Source organism: Sphingomonas adhaesiva (assembly GCF_002374855.1).
Taxonomy (GTDB): domain Bacteria; phylum Pseudomonadota; class Alphaproteobacteria; order Sphingomonadales; family Sphingomonadaceae; genus Sphingomonas; species Sphingomonas adhaesiva.
Genome location: NZ_NWVC01000003.1, coordinates 188,438 through 205,158 on the forward strand (window position 1 = coordinate 188,438; position 16,721 = coordinate 205,158).

Genomic DNA, 16,721 nt, shown 5'->3' on the forward strand with positions numbered 1-16,721 from the left:
GCGCGGGAAGCACGGGCGCGGTGCTGGCGCAGCTGCTGGCGCAGGAACAGGCGCGCGGCGGCGACATGGCGGTGCTGCGCGCGATCGCGGAGGAAGCGGGCGAGCTGGGCGCGACGCGCGCGCTGACGCGGCTGGGGCTGGCCGACGAGGGCGCGGCGGGCGACGTCGCCGAACTGCGCGAGCTGTTGAAGGCGTGGCGCACCGCCAAGTCGTCGGCTTGGCGCGCCAGCGTCGCCTGGGTGGTGCGGATGGTGTGGGCGCTGCTGCTGGTCGGGCTGGCCGTGAAGCTGGGCTTCGGCGAGTGGGTCAGGTGATGCGGATCGCGGGCTATGCCGCGGTCTACGACCGGGTCGACCGCGCGGGCGACGTGTTCCGCGCGGGCGCCTTTGCCGGTGCGGTGCCGGTGCCGCTGCTGCTCCACCATCGCGGCGCGGCGGTGGGCGCGGTGCTGGCGCTGGGCGAGGACGAACGGGGTCTGCGCATCGCGGCGCGGATCGACGATCCGGCGGTGGCGCGCGCGGTGCGCAGCGGCGCGTTGCCGGCGCTGTCGGTCGGCTATCGCGCGCGGCGCGTGACGCAGGGGGCGTGGCGCGAAATCCGCGCCGCCGACCTGGCCGAGATCAGCCTGGTGGCGGTGCCGATGCAGCCCGCCGCGCGCATCGCGGCGATCGACGACGATTGAATCCGGCGGCGCCGCGGCGCTGCCGACTGCTGCCCGGCAAGCGGGCATTCCCGAAGGAGAAGGTGATGAACGATACGGTGGAAGCACGCCCGGTGCTGGAGGGCGCGCGCGCCATGGGCAATGCCGCGTTCGACGGCTTCGTCCGCACCGGCGCGACGATCGAGATGAAGGCGTTCACGGGGACGACCGGCGACCAGGGCGGCTTTGCCGTCCCGCGCGAGATCGACCAGCAGATCGACGCGGTGTTGAAGTCGATCAGCCCGATCCGCGCCATCGCCAACGTGGTGCAGGTGGGATCGGCGGGTTACCGCAAGCTGGTGACGACCGGCGGCACGCCGTCGGGCTGGGCGGCGGAGACCGATGCGCGGCCGGGCACCGCCACCCCGGCGTTCCAGGAAATCGCCCCGCCGATGGGCGAATTGTACGCCAACCCGTCCGCCAGCCAGGCGATGCTGGACGATGCGCTGTTCGACGTCGAAGCGTGGCTGGCCGGTGAGATCGCGACCGAGTTCGCGCGGGCCGAGGGCGCGGCGTTCGTCAACGGCAGCGGGACCAATCGGCCGAATGGGTTCCTGCAGGCGGCGACGTCGGCGGCGGGGGATGCGGCGCGCGCGTTCGGGACACTCCAGTACCTGCCCAGCGGCGCGGCGGGCGATTTCGCCACCAACGGCGCCGACCGGCTGATCGACCTGGTGCAGAGCCTGCGCGCACCGTACCGGCAGGGTGCCGCGTTCGTGATGAACGCCGCGACCGCGGCGCGCATCCGCAAGTTCAAGACCGCCGACGGCCAGTTCCTGTGGCAGCCCAGCCTGACCAGCGGGCAGCCGGCGACGCTGCTGGGCTATCCGGTGGTGGAGGCCGAGGACATGCCCGACATCGCCGCCAACAGCCTGTCGATCGCGTTCGGCAACTTCCGCATCGGCTATCTGATCGCGGAGCGCGCCGAGACCAACATCCTGCGCGATCCGTATACCAACAAGCCGTTCGTCACCTTCTACGCCACCAAGCGGGTCGGCGGGTGCGTGTCGAACAGCGAGGCGATCAAGCTGATGAAGTTCGCCGCCGCCTGAACCCGCCGGCGGGGCCGGCACGCGCCGGCCCCGCGGCATGGACGCAACGCAAAGCGAGGGGGATGGGGATGGCCATCATCACGGGCGGGCCGGGCGCGGTGACGCTGGGCCCCGCCGATCGTGCCGCCGCGGTGGCGGCGGTGAAGGCGGAACTGCGCGCCGGACTGGCGGAGGACGATGCGCTGATCGGCGCACTGGCGGACACCGCGATCGGGTTGGCCGAACAGGTCACCGGGCAGGTGCTGATCGCGCGCGAGGCCGCTGCCGACATGCCGGCGGGCGCGGCGTGGCAGATGCTGCCCGCGGTGCCGGTGCGCGCGATCCAGGCGGCGCCGGACATGACGATCGACATCGATGGCGACGGTCGCGGATGGGTGCGGATGGCGGCGGCGGCGCGCGTCACCTTCACCGCCGGGATCGCCGCCGACTGGGACGGATTGCCCGCCGGATTGCGGCAGGGGGTGGCGATGCTGGCGGCGCATCTGTTCGCCGATCGCGGTGCGACGACCCCGGTGCCCGCGGCGGTGACCGCGCTGTGGCGGCCGTTCCGGCGCATCGCGCTGATCCCGGGGGTGCGCGCATGACGCCGGCAGTGGAGCGGCGCGTCGCGGCGGCGCGCGGGCGCATCGCGGCGCGGGTGCGCGACCTGCTGCCCGATGCGCGGGTGGAGGAAGGCGCGGACGGCGTCACCGTCAGCGCGCGCGGGCTGGTGCGGCGGTGGGTCGACGACCCGCGGCTGACGTGGTGGCGCGCATGAGCGCGGCGGCGACCCTGCGCGCGGCGGTGCTGGCGCAGCTGCGCACCGTGGCGGGGGTGCAGCGCGTGGCGGACGGCGCGGGTGCGAAGGCGGCGGCGGTGCCGCACGTCACGCTGCGCGACATCGCGACCACCGACTGGAGCACCAAGGACCGCGCCGGGCGCGAGGCGCGCGTCGGCGTGACGGTGCGCGACGAGCACGCGCAGCCGGCCCGGATCGAGGGGATCGCGGGCGCGGTGGAGGCGGCGTTGCTGGCGCTGCCGCGCGACCTGCCGGGATGGCGGGTGGTGACGGTCGTGCCGGTGCGCTGCGCGGTGCTGGGCGAGGGAACGGCACGCTGGGCCGCGATGGTCGACGTGCGGGTGCGGATGCTGGAACAGGAGGACTGACGATGGCGGCGGAAAAGGGCAGCGCGTTCCTGTTGAAGGTGGGCGATGGCGGCAACCCGGTGGCGTACCGGACGGTGGCGGGGCTGCGCACGACGCAGCTGTCGATCAACGGCGAGGCGGTGGCGATCACCAGCAAGGATTCGGGCGGGTGGCGCGAACTGCTGTCGGGGGCGGGCGTCCGGTCGGTCAGCGTATCGGCGGCGGGCGTCTTCACCGGATCGGCGGCGGAAACGCGCGTGAAGGCGAGCGCGCTGGCGGGCACGCTCGACGATTATCGCCTGACGTTCGAAAGCGGCGAGGCGATGACGGGCAGGTTCCTGGTCACGCGGCTGGACTATGCCGGGGATTACAACGGCGAGCGCAGCTACACGATCGCGCTGGAGAGCAGCGGCGCGGTAGCGAGCGCATGAGCGCCCCCGCGAACGCCGCGCGCGGCGAGGCGAGCATCCGCGTCGCGGGTGAACCGCTGGTGCTGCGCCCCAGCTTCGCCGCGCTGGTGGCGGCGGAGGAGGAACTGGGGCCGCTGTTCGCACTGGTCGAGCGGGCGGCGCGCGGCGACCTCAGGCTGGCGGAGCTGGTCGCGCTGTTCTGGCATTGCCGCCACGATGCGCCACCCGCGCTGACCCGCGAGACGCTGGGCGAGGCGGTGGTGGCCGGCGGCATCGCGGGCGCCACCCCGGCGCTGAAGCTGCTGTTGCGGCAGGTGCTGGCGGGGCGGTGAGCGACATGGCGGACCCGCGCTTCGCCGTGGTGGCGGTGCGGCTGGCGGGGCTGGCGGGGATCGCGTTCGGATGGCGCCCCGACGATTTCTGGCGCGCGACCCCCGCCGAACTGGCGGCGCTGGTGGAGGCCGGCGCGCCCGACATGGCGATGCCGCCGCCCGATGCGGCGCTGATCGCCCGATTGCAGGAGGCATTTCCCGATGGATGAGGAGATCGAGCGGCTGGTGATCGGCGTGCGCGCCGACACCGCCGGGTTCGCGCGCGACGTCGACACGATGCGCCAGACGCTGGAGGGGCCGTTCGCCGCCGGCGCCGATCGCGCGGGCCGCGCGGTGGAGACCGCGCTGATGCGCGCGGTGCGCACGGGCAAGCTGGGGTTCGACGATCTGAAGGCGGTCGCGCTGTCGGTGCTGGCGGAGATCGCCGCGGCGGCAGTGCGCAACGGAATCGGCAGCATCGTCGGCGGTGGCGGCGGCGGCAACGGGGGCAGCGGCGGCGGGCTGGTCGCGTCGCTGGTCGGGCTGCTGGGCCTGCCGGGGCGCGCGACCGGCGGGCCGGTCAGCCCGGCGCGACCCTATTGGGTGGGAGAGCGCGGGCCGGAACTGTTCGTGCCGACCAGCAGCGGACGGGTGATCCCCGCCAGCGGCGCGGGCGGCGGCGGGCGCGACGTGCGTGTCGCGATCACGATCCGCGCCGGCGACACGCCTGCGCCCGCTGCCCTGGCGCGATCCAGCCGCCAGGTGGCGCGCGCGGTGCGGGCCGCGCTGACGGAGGAGGCGTGATGGGGCATTGGCTGGCAACGCAGCGCGCCGAACAGGCGGGCGGGTTCATCCAGCGGTTCGACCCCGCGTTCTGGACGGTCAACTTTCCGCGCCCGATGATGGCGGCGGTGACGACGCCCGCACCCGATACGGTGCGCGTCGATGCGGTCTTCTATCGCCGGGACGATCTGGCCGGGCTGATCTGGGAGAGTGCCGACCGGCACGACCATCCGTTACTGGCGTATGAGGAGGCGCGGGATTACCGCGCGTGCCGGCTCTCGTTCCGCTGGCGATCGGCCGGCGTGCTGGCGCTGGACGCGGTCGACGGGCCGGTGCTGACGATCGAGGGGCGCGATGCCGCCGGGCAGCCGCGCGCCTGGTACGTGCGGTTGTGGAATTATGCGGAAGGCACGCCGACCGATGCGCGGGTGACGCTGGACTTCGCGGCGCTGGACGGCGGGTTCGCGTTGCCGGACGAGGCGGATCCGGTGTGGGCGGGTGACGTCGAGCGGATGTTCGTGTCGCTGGTCGCGCCGGGATATGACGAGCAGGGCGGTGGCGCCTTGCCGGCGCCGGTGGAGGGCTGGGCGGAGCTGGGCGGGATCGCGTGCACCGGATCGGGGGCGGTTCTGGCGATCGGCGACGTGGTGGTGCCCGAACACGACCTGCGCATCGCGAGCGGCTATGACGACAGCTATCACCTGACGCCGCAGCGGCTGCTGCGCAACGCGCTGCACCTGGGGTATCGCGGGGCGATCGTCCATTATGTGGGGATGAGCCATTATTTCCGGCTGGACGCCGGGGGCGGTGCGGTGACGCTGGCGGGGGGCGCGCTGAACGCGGCGTGCGCGGCGTGGCACGGCGACTTCGCGCGGCGCGCACGTGGACTGGGCTACGACCTGATCTGGTCGCTGTCCTACGAATTGTTCGACGCGCATTGCCCGGCGGCGTGGAAGCAGCGCGCGGCCGACGGCAGTCCGGCGCTGACCGGCTGGGTGCCGCCGTCGACATTGCTGTCGCCCGCCAGCGACGCTGCGATGGACTATCTGCGCGCGGTGGCGGCGGCGTTCCTGGCGATCGGCGCGGCGGCGGGACTGGCGCCGTATTTCCAGGTGGGCGAGCCGTGGTGGTGGGTCACGCCCGGCGCGGTCGCGCATCCGTGCTTGTACGATGCAAACGCGGTGGCGGCGATCGCGCCGGCGGCGATTCCCGATCTGCGCGCGTCGCTGGACGCGGCGCAGCGCGCGACGCTGGACCGTGCGGGCGCGGTGCTGGCGGCGTCCACCGCGGCGCTGACGGCGGCGGCGCGCGCGGCGCAGCCGGGGTGCGTCACCTATCTGCTCGCCTATCTGCCGACGGTGCTGGACGCCGCCGCGCCGGAGGCGAAGCGCATGAACCTGCCGGTCGGCTGGGCCGCGCCGGCGTTCGATGTGCTCCAACTGGAGGATTACGACTGGGTCACGGCGGGCGATACCGCGTCGAGCGCGGCGGGCGCCGCGGCGGCGACCGCGCGGCTGGGCTATCCGCCGGCGGCGCAGGAATATTTCGCGGGCTTTGTGCTGAACCCGCAGGACCGCGCGCAGTGGGATCGGATCGTGGCGGCGGCGCAGGTGGCGCAGCGGCGCGGGGTGCGCGGTACCTATCTGTGGGCGCTGCCGCAGGTGATGCGCGACGGGCTGACATATTGGCAGGATGGGGAGGACGGGGTGGAGGCGTTCGACGACGTGGCGTTCCCGCTGGCGCTGGGGCGCGAGGCGGAGGTGACGCCGACCTTCTCCACCAGCGTCACCACCAGCGGCGGCGGGCGCGAGACGCGGCAGGTCGCCTGGGCGCAGGCGCGCACCCGGTACGATGTGGGGCCGGGGGTGCGCAGCGAGGCGGATGTCGCGGCGCTGCTGGCGTTTTTCCGCGCGCGGCATGGCCCGGCACGCGGGTTCCGCCTGCGCGATCCGTTCGACTGGCGCGCGAGTGACGAGCGGATCGGGACCGGCGACGGGACGACGCGTGGCTTCGCGCTGGTCCGTCATTACGGCGCGGCGGTGCGGCGGATCACGCGCCCGGTGACCGGCACGGTGCGCATCGCGATCGACGGGCAGCCGACCCAGGCCTTCACGCTGGCGGCGGGGGGCATGGTGACGCTGGATGCCGCACCGCCGGCGGGCGCGGCGGTGACCGCGGCGTTCGATTTCGACGTGCCGGTGCGCTTCGCCGAGGACGAGCTGACCGTGTCGCGCGCGACGCATCTGGCCGGCGCGGCGCCTAGCGTGCCGCTGATCGAGGTGCGCGAGGCATGAGCGCGGGGGCGAGCCAGCCGGATCGGGTGACGACGCTGGCGCTGTGCTGGCGGATCGAGCGATCCGACGGCGTTACCGTGGCGCTGACCGATCACGACCGCGACCTGACCGTGGCGGGGGTGCGCTATCGCGCGGCGCCGGGGATGACCCCGTCGGCGATCGAGCGCGCCGAGGGCGCCGACCCCGATACGATGACCGCGCGCGGCGCGCTGGACGTCGCGGCGATTACCGCGCGCGATCTGGCGGCGGGGCGATGGGATGCCGCGCGGGTGGTGACCGTCGCGATCGACTGGGACGATCTGGCGGCGGCGCCGATCGCGCTGGGCGAGGGGCGGATCGGCGAGGTGTCGTGGCAGGACGGGGCGTTCGCCGCCGACCTGCGCGGCGCGACCGCGCGGCTGGAGGGGCCGGTGACCGAGGCGACGTCGCCGGCGTGCCGCGCCTCGCTGGGCGACCGGCGGTGCCGCGTCGCGATGGCGGGACGGCGGCAGTTCGCGCGCGTCGTCGCGGCGGCGGGGGAGGTGGTGACGCTGGACCGCGCCGAGCCCTCAGACAACGGCTGGGGCGAAGGCGTGCTGCGCTGGTTCGGGGGCGCCAACACCGGGCTGCGCAGCGCGATCGCGCGGTCGGCGGGCGCCGAGGTGACGCTGCGCATGGCGCCGCCCTTCGCGATCGAGGCGGGTACGCTGGTGGAGGTGAGCGAGGGATGCGACCGGCGCATCGCCACCTGCGCCGCGCGGTTCGGCAATGCCGCCAATTTCCGGGGCGAACCGTATCTGCCGGGAATCGACCTGTTGACCCGCTATCCCGGCACATGACGCCGGGTGAGCGCGTCGCGGCGGCGGCGCTGGCGACGGTGGGCGCGCGGTTTCGCCCGCAGGGTCGCGATCCGGCGCTGGGGCTGGATTGCGTCGGGGTGGTGGCGGTGGCGGTCGCGGCGGTGCGCCCGGACGTGCGGTTGCCGCGCGACTATGCGCTGCGCTGCGCCGTCCTGCCGGCGGGCGCCATGCCGGCGGGGGCGGTGCCGTGCGCGGGCGAGGCGCCGGGCGACGTGCTGCTGCTGCGCGTCGCGGCGACGCAGCTGCATCTGGCGATCCGCACCGCGGACGGGATCGTCCACGCCGATGCCGGCGCGGGGCGCGTGGTGGCGCGGCCGGGGGTGCCGCCATGGCCGGTGATCGCGGCGTGGCGGCTGGACGAGGGGGAGGGATGAGATGGCGACGCTGGTACTGACGGCGGTGGGCGGCGCGATCGGCGGGCCGGTAGGGGCGGCGATCGGCGGGCTGCTGGGCCAGCGGGTCGACCGTGCGGTGCTGGCGCCGCGCGGGCGGCAGGGGCCGCGGCTGACCGATCTGAAGGTGCAGACCTCCTCCTACGGCACCGCCATCCCCAGGGTGTTCGGGACGATGCGGGTCGCGGGGTGCGTGATCTGGTCGACCGAGCTGATCGAGACGCGGCACGACGGGCGCGCGGGCAAGGGGCAGCCGGTCACGACCAGCTACAGCTATGCCGCGTCGTTCGCGGTGGCACTGTCGGCGCGGCCGGTCGCGGGGGTGGGGCGGATCTGGGCCGACGGCAAGCTGCTGCGCGGGGCGGCGGGCGACTGGAAGACGCAGACCGGCTTCCGCCTGCACGACGGCAGCGAGGATCAGGCGCCCGATCCGCTGATCGCCAGCCATGAGGCGGACGCGCCCGCGCATCGCGGCATCGCCTATGCGGTGTTCGAGGAACTGGCGCTGGCGGATTTCGGCAACCGCATCCCCTCGCTCACCTTCGAGGTGATCGGCGATGCCGTGCCGCCGCGCGCCGGGGACGTGATGCGCGCGCTGGGCGAGGGCGCGATCACCGGGGCGGGTCCGGACGATCCGGTCGCGGGCTATGCCGCCAGCGGCGACAGCGTGGCGGGCGCGGTCGCCGCGCTGGCGACGATGACGGGTGCGTGGATGGTGCCCGACGGCGCGGCGACGCGGATCGACCGCGCGACCGGCGCGCCGCTGGTGCTGGATCCCGATGCAGCGCTGCGCGAGGCGCGCCTGCCGGTCGAGGCAGTGCCCGCCACGCTGTCGCTGTCGCATTACGACCCGGCGCGCGATTACCAGATCGGCGTGCAGCAGGCGCGCGGCACCGGCGGCGGGTGGCGCGAGGAAGCGGTCGAATTGCCGGTCGCGCTCGACGCGGCACGTGCGCGGCAGGTCGCCGACGAGATGATCCGCGCACGCGAGCGGTCGCGGCGGTCGCGCACGGCGGTGCTGGACGCGACCGCGATCGCGATCGCGCCGGGAACCGCGGTGGAAAGTGACGGGGCGCTGTGGCGCGTGACGCGCGCGGCGGTGGAGGGGTGGCGGGTTACGCTGGACCTGACCCCGCTGGGGACGGGCGCGGCGTTGCCGCCGCCGCCGGCCGATCCGGGGCGGGTGGTGGCCGCGCCCGATACGCGGATCGGCGCGACGCGGATCGAGATCGCTGAACTGCCGCCGCTGGACGAGGCGCCGGTCACCGAACCGCGCCTCGCGATCTTCGCCGCTGGCGAGGCGCCGGGCTGGCGACATGCGGCGGTGACGGTCAGCCGCGACGGCGGCGCGTCTTGGACCGCGATCGGCGCTACCGCCGCTCCGGCGACACTCGGCCGGCTGGCGACCGCTCTGCCGGCGGGCAGCGGCGCAATCGAGGACCGCGCACGCACGATCGAGGTGGTGCTGGCGCATGAGGGGATGACGCTGGCCTCCGCCGATGCTGCGGCGATCGACCGGGGTTCGAACCTGGCGCTGATCGGCGACGAACTGATCCAGTTCCGCGATGCGGTGCCGGTCGATGCGACCCGCTGGCGGTTGAGCGGCTGGTGGCGCGGATGTCGTGGCACCACCCCAGCCGCACATCCCGGCGGTACGCGATTCGTGTTGATCGAACGTGCCGCGGTGCTGCCGGTGCCGCTGGCGGGCGCGGCAGCGGGCGACAGCGTCCGGATCGCCGCCGCGGGCGTGGGCGATGGTGCGCAGGCGGCGATGGCGAGCGTGGCGATCGATGGACGGTCCTGCGCACCGCCGCCGCCGGTGCAGTTGCGCGCGATGCGCGACGCGGACGGCGGGTTGCGGCTGGCATGGACGCGCCGCAGCCGGCTGGGCTGGCGTTGGCGGGATGGCGAGGACGCGCCGCTGGGCGAGGAACGCGAAGGCTATCGCATCGCGCTGGCGGATCGGAGCGGCGCAACGATCGCGACATGGGCCAGCGACGCACCGCAACTGGTGCTGACCGCGGCGGAGGTTCCCGCAGGTGCGGTCACCGTGGCGGTTCAGCAACAGGGAACCTACGCCCTCTCGCCGCCCGCGACCCTAAGCCTTTGAGGAGACAAGCGATGGAAGCGACGAGCACGCGGTTGCTGATGCCGATGATGGAGGCGGGACAGGCACAGAAGGAGCGCACCCATAACGAGGCGCTGGCGATGCTGGACCTGGCGGTGCAGGCGGTGGTCAGGGGAATCGGCACGCAGACGCCCCCCGCCGATCCCGCGACCGGCGATGCGTGGATCGTCGGCGATGCGCCGCAGGGGGCATGGACCGGCCATGCCGGGATGCTGGCGGGCTGGACCGATGGCGGATGGCGATTCGTGGCGACCCGGCCGGGCTGGCGCGTGTGGGATGCCGGGCAGCAGATGGTCGCCACCCGCACCGCCGCGGGATGGGAGAATGGGGTGGTGCGCGCCGCGCGGGTGGTGATCGACGGGACGCCGGTCGTCGGCGCGCAGCGTCCGGCGATCGCCGATCCCGCGGCCGGCGACACCGTCGATGCGCCAGCCCGCACCGCGATCATGGCGATCCTGGAGGCGCTCCGCACCCATGGAATGATCGCGCGCTGAGCCCGTCCGCCGCCCTTGCAGCTGTGGCAGTTGCGCAACAGTGCCGGGTTTTTGTCAGCTTGTCGGGAAACCATCGTTCGGATAGTGAGTTTGCGCTGTCCGTAGTGACACCATGGAAAGGGGATTATGATGCGTAAGCTTGCCATGATCATGGCGCTTGCCTCCACCGCCCTCGCCACGCCCGCGCTCGCGCGCGACAAGGCGTGGTATGTCGGCGTTGAAGGCGGTGCGATGATTGTCGAGGACATCGACTATTCGATCACCGGTACGGCCGCCTCGCGGTCGGGCACCGGCACCGTCGACCACGATTACGGCTATGACGTCGATGGCGTCATCGGCTACGATTTCGGCGCGTTCCGCCTCGAAACCGAAGTCGGCTATCGTTCGGCGACCGTCGATGGCTACCGTAACACCGGCCAGACGCCGAACAGCGGCACGACCCAGCTCGCTGCCGGCACCTATGACTATTTCGGTGGCCGTACCTCGGCGCTGAGCTTCATGGTCAACGGCCTGCTCGACTTCGGTGCGGACGATGGTCTGCAGGGCTTCGTCGGCGGTGGTGCCGGTGTCGCCCGCGTCAAGGCGACGCTGGATCCGCGTCAGTCGTATCGTCTGATCGACGATTCGGACACCGTGTTCGCGTGGCAGGCCCTGGCGGGCATCCGCGCGCCGCTGAGCGACCATGTCGACGTCTCGCTGAAGTATCGCTTCTTCAACGCGGACAACGTCAACCTGTTCGACCAGCGCGGCAGCGCGTACGATGGTCGCTTCCGCTCGCACTCGCTGCTGGGTGGCGTGACCTACAACTTCGGCGCACCGGAAGCGGCTCCGCCGCCCCCGCCGCCGCCCCCGCCGCCTCCGCCTCCGCCCCCGCCGCCGCCTCCGCCGCCGGAAGTGGTCTGCTCGCCGGGTCCGTTCATCGTGTTCTTCGAGTGGAACAAGTCGGACGTCACCCCGGAAGCCGCGTCGATCCTCGACAACGCCGTGACGCAGTACCAGAACTGCCAGAACGCGCAGGTCATGCTGGCCGGCTACACCGACACGTCGGGTACCGCGAAGTACAACCTGGGCCTGTCGCAGCGTCGCGCGGACTCGGTGAAGGCCTATCTCGCTTCGAAGGGTATCCCGGACGGCGTGATGACCACCGAAGCGTTCGGCGAGACCCGCCTGCGCGTCGAAACCGCCGACGGTGTGCGCGAAGTGCAGAACCGTCGCGTGGAGATCACCTACGGTCCGGGTTCGGGCCAGTAAGGCGATCGCTTCGGCGAAAGAATTGGGGAGGTCGGCAGTTGCCGGCCTCCCTTTTTCTTTGTGCTGTTCATGGGACGATGTGGAAGAGGTCGCGGGGGCGCCTTGGCGTCACGCGCGTGGATCGTGCGGTGACCGCGGGGTTGGGCGTCAGCTCCGACGAACCGATGTGACGGCGTCGCTTGCGCGCCGGCCCGTCAGCCGTCGCTTCCCGAATCCAGATGCGGCGCCAACCATTCCGGGATGGTGGCATCGCCGGGCGTCTCGACCCGGCGCAGCGTGACCATCACACCCCGATCGGGGTAAGTGGTGCGGCGGCGTGTGTCGCCGTCGTCGTTCGGCGCGACGAACAGCCGCCGGTTCACCTTCGCCCGGTGATGCATCCGGGCGGTATTCTCCTGCCCGACGTAGCAGCCCTTGGTGAAGCTGACGCCGTTCAGCTCGCGCGCATTCGCCTCCAGCCACAAGGTTTCGCCGCTTCCCAGCTCGGCCGCGCCTTCCGCCACGCCCAGCGCCAGGCGGTGCGCGTGCCACCCCGCCGCCGCCGGTCCGGGCGGGGCGATCCAGCGCCAGCCCAGCGCCGCAAGCCGCGGGTCGGGGGCGGCGCCGGCCATCGCATCCGGCGACCAGTGAACCGCCAGCGTATCGTCCGGCGCGATCGTGATCGCGCGGCGGAGGCGATACATCGCCAGCCGCCGCGCCAGCGCCTCGGCCTGGTCGCGCTCGACATCGAGAAGGATGTCGTCGCCGTCGCTCCACACGATCATGTCGAACAGCGCCTTGCCCTGCGGCGTCAGCAGCCCCGCCCAGACCGGCAGCGCGCCGGCCACGTCGTTGGTCAGCAGCCCTTGCAGAAAGCCGCGCACATCGTCGCCCGACAGCCGCAGCAGGGTGCGGTCGGCCAGCATGGTTCCCGGGGTGGTATCGTCCATGTCCGCAAGGTAGGGGGACGGACGACAGGACGAAAGAGCGGACGAGGCGACGGGTGATGGCGAGCTACGATCTTCTGCTGCGCGGCGGCACGGTGCACACCCCCGGCGGCCCGGTCACGGCCGATATCGGCGTCACCGGCGGGCGCATCGTGGAGATCGGGGCGCGTGGCGATGCCGGGCGCACGATCGACTGTACCGGGCTGGATATCCTGCCGGGCGTCATCGACACGCAGGTGCATTTCCGCGAGCCGGGGCTGGAGCACAAGGAAGACCTCGCGTCGGGCAGCGAGGCAGCGGTGCGCGGCGGCGTCGTGGCGGTGTTCGAGATGCCGAACACCAAGCCCAATACCGATTCGGCCGAGGCGATCGCCGACAAGCTGGCGCGCGCCAAGGGGCGGATGTGGTGCGACCACGCCTTCTATGTCGGCGCCACCAACCACAATGCGCGCGACCTGACCGAGCTGGAGCGGCTGCCGGGCACCGCGGGGGTCAAGATCTTCATGGGCGCATCGACCGGCGACCTGCTGGTCAGCGAGGATGCGCGGCTGGCCGAGGTGCTGGCCCACGGGCAGCGGCGCGTCGCCATCCATGCCGAGGACGAGGACCGGATGAACGCGCGGGCCGGCGAGCGGATCACCGGCGACGCCGCGTCGCACCCGGTATGGCGCGACGACGAAAGCGCGCTGCTGGCGACGCAGCGCATCCTGCGGCTGGCGCGCGCGGCGCGGCGGCGCATCCATGTGTTGCACGTCACCACCCCGGCGGAACTGGAACTGCTGGGCCGCAACAAGGATATCGCCACGTGCGAGGTGACGCCGCAGCATCTGACGCTGGCGGGCGAAGAAGCCTATCCGCGGCTGGGCACGCTGGCGCAGATGAACCCGCCGATCCGGTCGGGCGCGCATCGCGACGGCCTGTGGCACTGGCTGGCGCGCGGGGTGCCGGACGTGATCGGTTCGGACCATGCGCCGCACACGCTGGAGGAGAAGGCCAAGCCCTATCCCGCCAGCCCCAGCGGGATGCCGGGGGTGCAGACGCTGCTGCCGCTGCTGCTGGACCATGCCGCCAACGGCCGCCTGTCGTTGCAGCGCGTGATCGAGCTGACCAGCGCGGGGGCGCAGCGGATCTTCGGGCTGGTGGGCAAGGGGCGGATCGCCTGCGGCTATGACGCCGATTTCACGATCGTCGACCTGAAGAAGCGCTGGACGATCGAGGATGCCTGGCTCGCCTCGCGCGCGGGCTGGTCGCCGTTCACGGGCATGACGCTGACCGGCAAGCCGGTCGGCACGATCGTGCGCGGGCATGTCGCGATGTGGGAGGACACGCTGGGCGATGCGCCGCAGGGCGCGCCGATCCGGTTCGAGGCGACCGAGTTCCCCGGCGGCCGGTAACGGCCGCCGGGCTCCAGCCTATTCCTTCGCTGCGGCCTTCTTCGCCGCAGGCTTTTTGGCGGCGGGCTTCTTCGCCGCGGCCTTTTTCGCGGGCGCCTTCTTCTTCGGCTTGGCGGGGGCGGCGGCGGCGCGGGCGTCGATCAACTGCGCAGCTTCCTCCAGCGTCAGTTGATCGGGGGTGACCGTCTTGGGCAGCGTCGCGTTGGTCGTGCCGTCGGTGACATAGGGGCCGTAGCGCCCCTCCATCAGCCGCAGCTCCGCCTCCGTCCGCGGATGCGCACCGAGCACCTTGAGCGGTGCGCGCGCCGCGCCGCGCGCGGGGCGTCCGCCACCGGCGGCGGCCTCGGCCAGCTTGACCACCGCGGCGTTCATCCCGGTCTCGAACACCTCGGCGGTCGAGGACAGGCGCGCGTATTTGCCGTCATGGACCAGATAGGGGCCGTAGCGCCCGATGCTGGCGGCGATGTCCTTGCCGGTTTCGGGGTGCTGGCCGATCGTGCGCGGCAGGTGGAGGAGCTTGAGCGCCATCTCCAGATCCAGCTCGCCGATATCCTTGGGGATCGAGGCGCGTTTGGCGTCCTTGCCCTCGCCCAGCTGGATATAGGGGCCGAAGCGCCCCGACTTGCGCTCCACCGGCAGGCCGGTTTCGGGATCATGGCCCAGCTGCTCCGGGCCGGTGTCCTCGCCCGCGGCCTCGCCGCCCTGCGCGAAGCGGCGCGTGAACTTGCATTCGGGATAGTTGCTGCACGCGATAAACGCGCCGAACCGGCCGCCGCGCAGCGCCAGCTGCCCCGCGCCGCACGCGGGGCACAGCCGCGGGTCCGATCCGTCGGCCTTTTCGGGGAACAGATAGGGCGCCAGGAACTGATCGAGCGCGGCGGTCACCTCGCTCGGCTTCTGCTCCATCACCTCGGACGTGCGCGGCTTGAAATCGCGCCAGAAGGCGGCGAGCACGTCCTGCCATTGCGCACGGCCGCCGGACACGTCGTCCAGCTCCTCTTCCAGCTCGGCGGTGTAGTCATAGCCGACATAGCGTTCGAAGAAGCGTTCGAGGAACGCCGTCACCAGCCGCCCGCTCTCCTCCGCGAAGAAGCGGTTCTTCTCGACCCGCACATAGGTGCGGTCCTTCAGCGTCTTGATGATCGAGGCATAAGTGGACGGGCGGCCGATCCCCAGCTCCTCCATCCGCTTGACCAGCGATGCCTCGGAGAAGCGCGGCGGCGGCTGGGTGAAATGCTGTTCGGCTGCCACGTCCTTCTTCGCCGGGGCATCGCCCTCGCGCAGGCGCGGCAGACGCTTTGCATCCTCGTCCTGGCTGTCGTCCTGCCCCTCTTCGTAGAGCGCGAGATAGCCGGGGAACAGCACCACCTGACCGGTGGCGCGCAGCACGTGGCGGCCGGTGCCGTCGGCCAGCTCGACCGTGGTACGCTCCATCCGCGCCGACGCCATCTGCGAGGCCATCGCGCGTTTCCACACCAGATCGTAGAGGCGCGCATGGTCGCCCGACCCGACGCGGTCCTTGGCGAAATCGGTCGGGCGGATCGCCTCGTGCGCTTCCTGCGCGTTCTTCGCCTTGCTCTGATACTGGCGCGGCTTGTCGGGGACGTAGCCGCCGTCATAGCGGTTGGCGATCGCGGCGCGCGCGGCGGAGATGGCGCTGCCGTCCATCTGCACGCCGTCGGTCCGCATATAGGTGATCGCGCCATCCTCGTAGAGTTGCTGCGCGATCCGCATCGTGTGATCGGCGGAGAAGCCGAGCTTGCGCGCCGCCTCCTGCTGCAGCGTCGAGGTGGTGAAGGGCGGCGGCGGGTTGCGCGTCGCCGGGCGGGTATCGACCGACTGGACCGAGAAGCGCCCCGCCTCGACATCCGCCTTCGCCTTCAGCGCGTCGCCCTCGTTGCCGATCGACAGCCGGTCGAGCTTCTGCCCGTTCCACTGCACCAGCCGGGTGGTGAAGGGCGTGCCGTCCTGCTCCATCGCGGCGGTGACGGACCAATATTCCTGGGCGCGGAACGCCTCGATCTCACGCTCGCGGTCGACGATCAGGCGCAGCGCGACGGACTGGACGCGGCCCGCCGACTTGGCGCCCGGCAGCTTGCGCCACAGCACCGGCGACAGCGTGAAGCCGACCAGATAGTCGAGCGCGCGGCGCGCGCGATAGGCGTCGATCAGGTCGGTATCCAGATCGCGCGGGTTCGCCATCGCCTGCGTCACCGCGGGCTTGGTGATGGCGTTGAAGGTGACGCGCTGGACGTCGCGGGGCAGCGCCTTGCGCTTGGCCAGCACTTCCTGGACGTGCCACGAAATCGCCTCCCCCTCGCGATCGGGGTCGGTGGCCAGGATCAGGCGGTCCGCCTTCTTCGCCTCGTCGGCGATCGCCTTCAGCTGCTTGGCCTTGTCGGCGTAGTTTTCCCACTCCATCGCGAACCCCTCATCGGGATTCACCGACCCGTCCTTCGCGGGCAGGTCGCGGATATGGCCGTAGCTGGCGAGGACGCGGTAATCCGGGCCGAGATACTTTTCGATGGTTTTCGCCTTGGCGGGCGATTCGACGATGACGAGTTGCATTGTGCCTAGCTAGGAAGCCTCACGTATACGCGCGAGGGTGGAGGGAAGCGTCGG

At 72.4% G+C, this 16,721-nt stretch carries 19 protein-coding genes; 17 read left to right on the top strand and 2 right to left on the bottom strand.

Features of this window, described 5'->3' with window-relative positions:
- The first annotated feature begins 65 nt into the window (after positions 1-65).
- The 16 genes from COA07_RS08335 (at position 66) to COA07_RS08405 (ending at position 11,779) form a co-directional block, all read left to right on the top strand.
- Entirely contained in the window at positions 66-314 is a 249-nt protein-coding gene (locus COA07_RS08335; RefSeq protein WP_066712943.1) for a DUF6127 family protein, read from the top strand.
- Positions 314-682 carry an HK97 family phage prohead protease gene (locus COA07_RS08340; RefSeq protein ID WP_066712938.1) on the top strand — a complete coding sequence of 123 codons (369 nt, stop codon included), beginning with the start codon at positions 314-316 and terminating at the stop codon, positions 680-682. Before COA07_RS08335 ends, COA07_RS08340 begins: the two co-directional genes overlap by 1 nt.
- A 65-nt stretch (positions 683-747) precedes the next feature.
- Positions 748-1,752, top strand: a complete 1,005-nt coding sequence (locus tag COA07_RS08345) for a phage major capsid protein (protein WP_066712946.1) — start codon at positions 748-750, stop codon at positions 1,750-1,752.
- A gap of 68 nt (positions 1,753-1,820) precedes the next feature.
- Entirely contained in the window at positions 1,821-2,336 is a 516-nt protein-coding gene (locus COA07_RS08350; protein ID WP_066712940.1) for a head-tail connector protein, read from the top strand.
- Positions 2,333-2,509: a hypothetical protein gene (locus tag COA07_RS18255; protein WP_169924227.1), complete on the top strand. Its 177-nt coding sequence runs from the start codon at positions 2,333-2,335 to the stop codon at positions 2,507-2,509. Before COA07_RS08350 ends, COA07_RS18255 begins: the two co-directional genes overlap by 4 nt.
- Positions 2,506-2,898, top strand: coding sequence for a tail completion protein gp17 (gp17, locus tag COA07_RS08355; protein WP_245842069.1), 393 nt, complete (start codon positions 2,506-2,508; stop codon positions 2,896-2,898). The genes COA07_RS18255 and gp17 overlap by 4 nt, the downstream gene beginning before the upstream one ends.
- A gap of 2 nt (positions 2,899-2,900) precedes the next feature.
- Positions 2,901-3,308, top strand: coding sequence for a phage major tail protein, TP901-1 family (locus COA07_RS08360; RefSeq protein WP_066713824.1), 408 nt, complete (start codon positions 2,901-2,903; stop codon positions 3,306-3,308).
- Entirely contained in the window at positions 3,305-3,619 is a 315-nt protein-coding gene (locus COA07_RS08365) for a gene transfer agent family protein (RefSeq protein ID WP_066713822.1), read from the top strand. Before COA07_RS08360 ends, COA07_RS08365 begins: the two co-directional genes overlap by 4 nt.
- A 5-nt stretch (positions 3,620-3,624) precedes the next feature.
- Positions 3,625-3,828, top strand: coding sequence for a phage tail assembly chaperone (locus COA07_RS08370; protein WP_066713819.1), 204 nt, complete (start codon positions 3,625-3,627; stop codon positions 3,826-3,828).
- The gene (locus COA07_RS08375; protein WP_096640789.1) at positions 3,821-4,402 is read left to right on the top strand and encodes a tail tape measure protein; all 582 of its coding nucleotides are present in this window, start codon (positions 3,821-3,823) and stop codon (positions 4,400-4,402) included. The genes COA07_RS08370 and COA07_RS08375 overlap by 8 nt, the downstream gene beginning before the upstream one ends.
- Positions 4,402-6,675 (top strand): DUF2460 domain-containing protein, encoded by a 2,274-nt coding sequence (locus tag COA07_RS08380; protein ID WP_066713350.1) that lies wholly within the window; start codon positions 4,402-4,404, stop codon positions 6,673-6,675. Before COA07_RS08375 ends, COA07_RS08380 begins: the two co-directional genes overlap by 1 nt.
- Positions 6,672-7,493, top strand: coding sequence for a DUF2163 domain-containing protein (locus tag COA07_RS08385; protein WP_096640791.1), 822 nt, complete (start codon positions 6,672-6,674; stop codon positions 7,491-7,493). Before COA07_RS08380 ends, COA07_RS08385 begins: the two co-directional genes overlap by 4 nt.
- The gene (locus COA07_RS08390; RefSeq protein WP_096640793.1) at positions 7,490-7,888 is read left to right on the top strand and encodes a hypothetical protein; all 399 of its coding nucleotides are present in this window, start codon (positions 7,490-7,492) and stop codon (positions 7,886-7,888) included. The genes COA07_RS08385 and COA07_RS08390 overlap by 4 nt, the downstream gene beginning before the upstream one ends.
- A 1-nt stretch (position 7,889) precedes the next feature.
- Positions 7,890-10,016 carry a GTA baseplate fiber-binding domain-containing protein gene (locus tag COA07_RS08395; protein ID WP_066709228.1) on the top strand — a complete coding sequence of 709 codons (2,127 nt, stop codon included), beginning with the start codon at positions 7,890-7,892 and terminating at the stop codon, positions 10,014-10,016.
- Positions 10,017-10,027: 11 nt separating this feature from the next.
- Complete coding sequence (locus COA07_RS08400) at positions 10,028-10,528, top strand: DUF2793 domain-containing protein (protein WP_066709225.1); 501 nt, start codon at positions 10,028-10,030, stop codon at positions 10,526-10,528.
- A gap of 129 nt (positions 10,529-10,657) precedes the next feature.
- On the top strand, positions 10,658-11,779 hold the full coding sequence (locus COA07_RS08405) for an OmpA family protein (protein WP_066709231.1): 1,122 nt from the start codon (positions 10,658-10,660) through the stop codon (positions 11,777-11,779).
- Positions 11,780-11,973: 194 nt separating this feature from the next.
- Here COA07_RS08405 and ygfZ read toward each other — a convergent pair whose 3' ends face one another.
- The gene (gene ygfZ, locus COA07_RS08410; RefSeq protein ID WP_066709220.1) at positions 11,974-12,708 is read right to left on the bottom strand and encodes a CAF17-like 4Fe-4S cluster assembly/insertion protein YgfZ; all 735 of its coding nucleotides are present in this window, start codon (positions 12,706-12,708) and stop codon (positions 11,974-11,976) included.
- Positions 12,709-12,764: 56 nt separating this feature from the next.
- Between ygfZ and COA07_RS08415 the strand changes: the two genes are divergently transcribed.
- The gene (locus tag COA07_RS08415) at positions 12,765-14,099 is read left to right on the top strand and encodes a dihydroorotase (RefSeq protein WP_066709218.1); all 1,335 of its coding nucleotides are present in this window, start codon (positions 12,765-12,767) and stop codon (positions 14,097-14,099) included.
- Positions 14,100-14,117: 18 nt separating this feature from the next.
- On the opposite strand, the gene topA is transcribed toward COA07_RS08415, so the two are convergent.
- Positions 14,118-16,667 (bottom strand): type I DNA topoisomerase, encoded by a 2,550-nt coding sequence (gene topA / locus COA07_RS08420; protein ID WP_066709216.1) that lies wholly within the window; start codon positions 16,665-16,667, stop codon positions 14,118-14,120.
- Positions 16,668-16,721 lie beyond the last annotated feature (54 nt).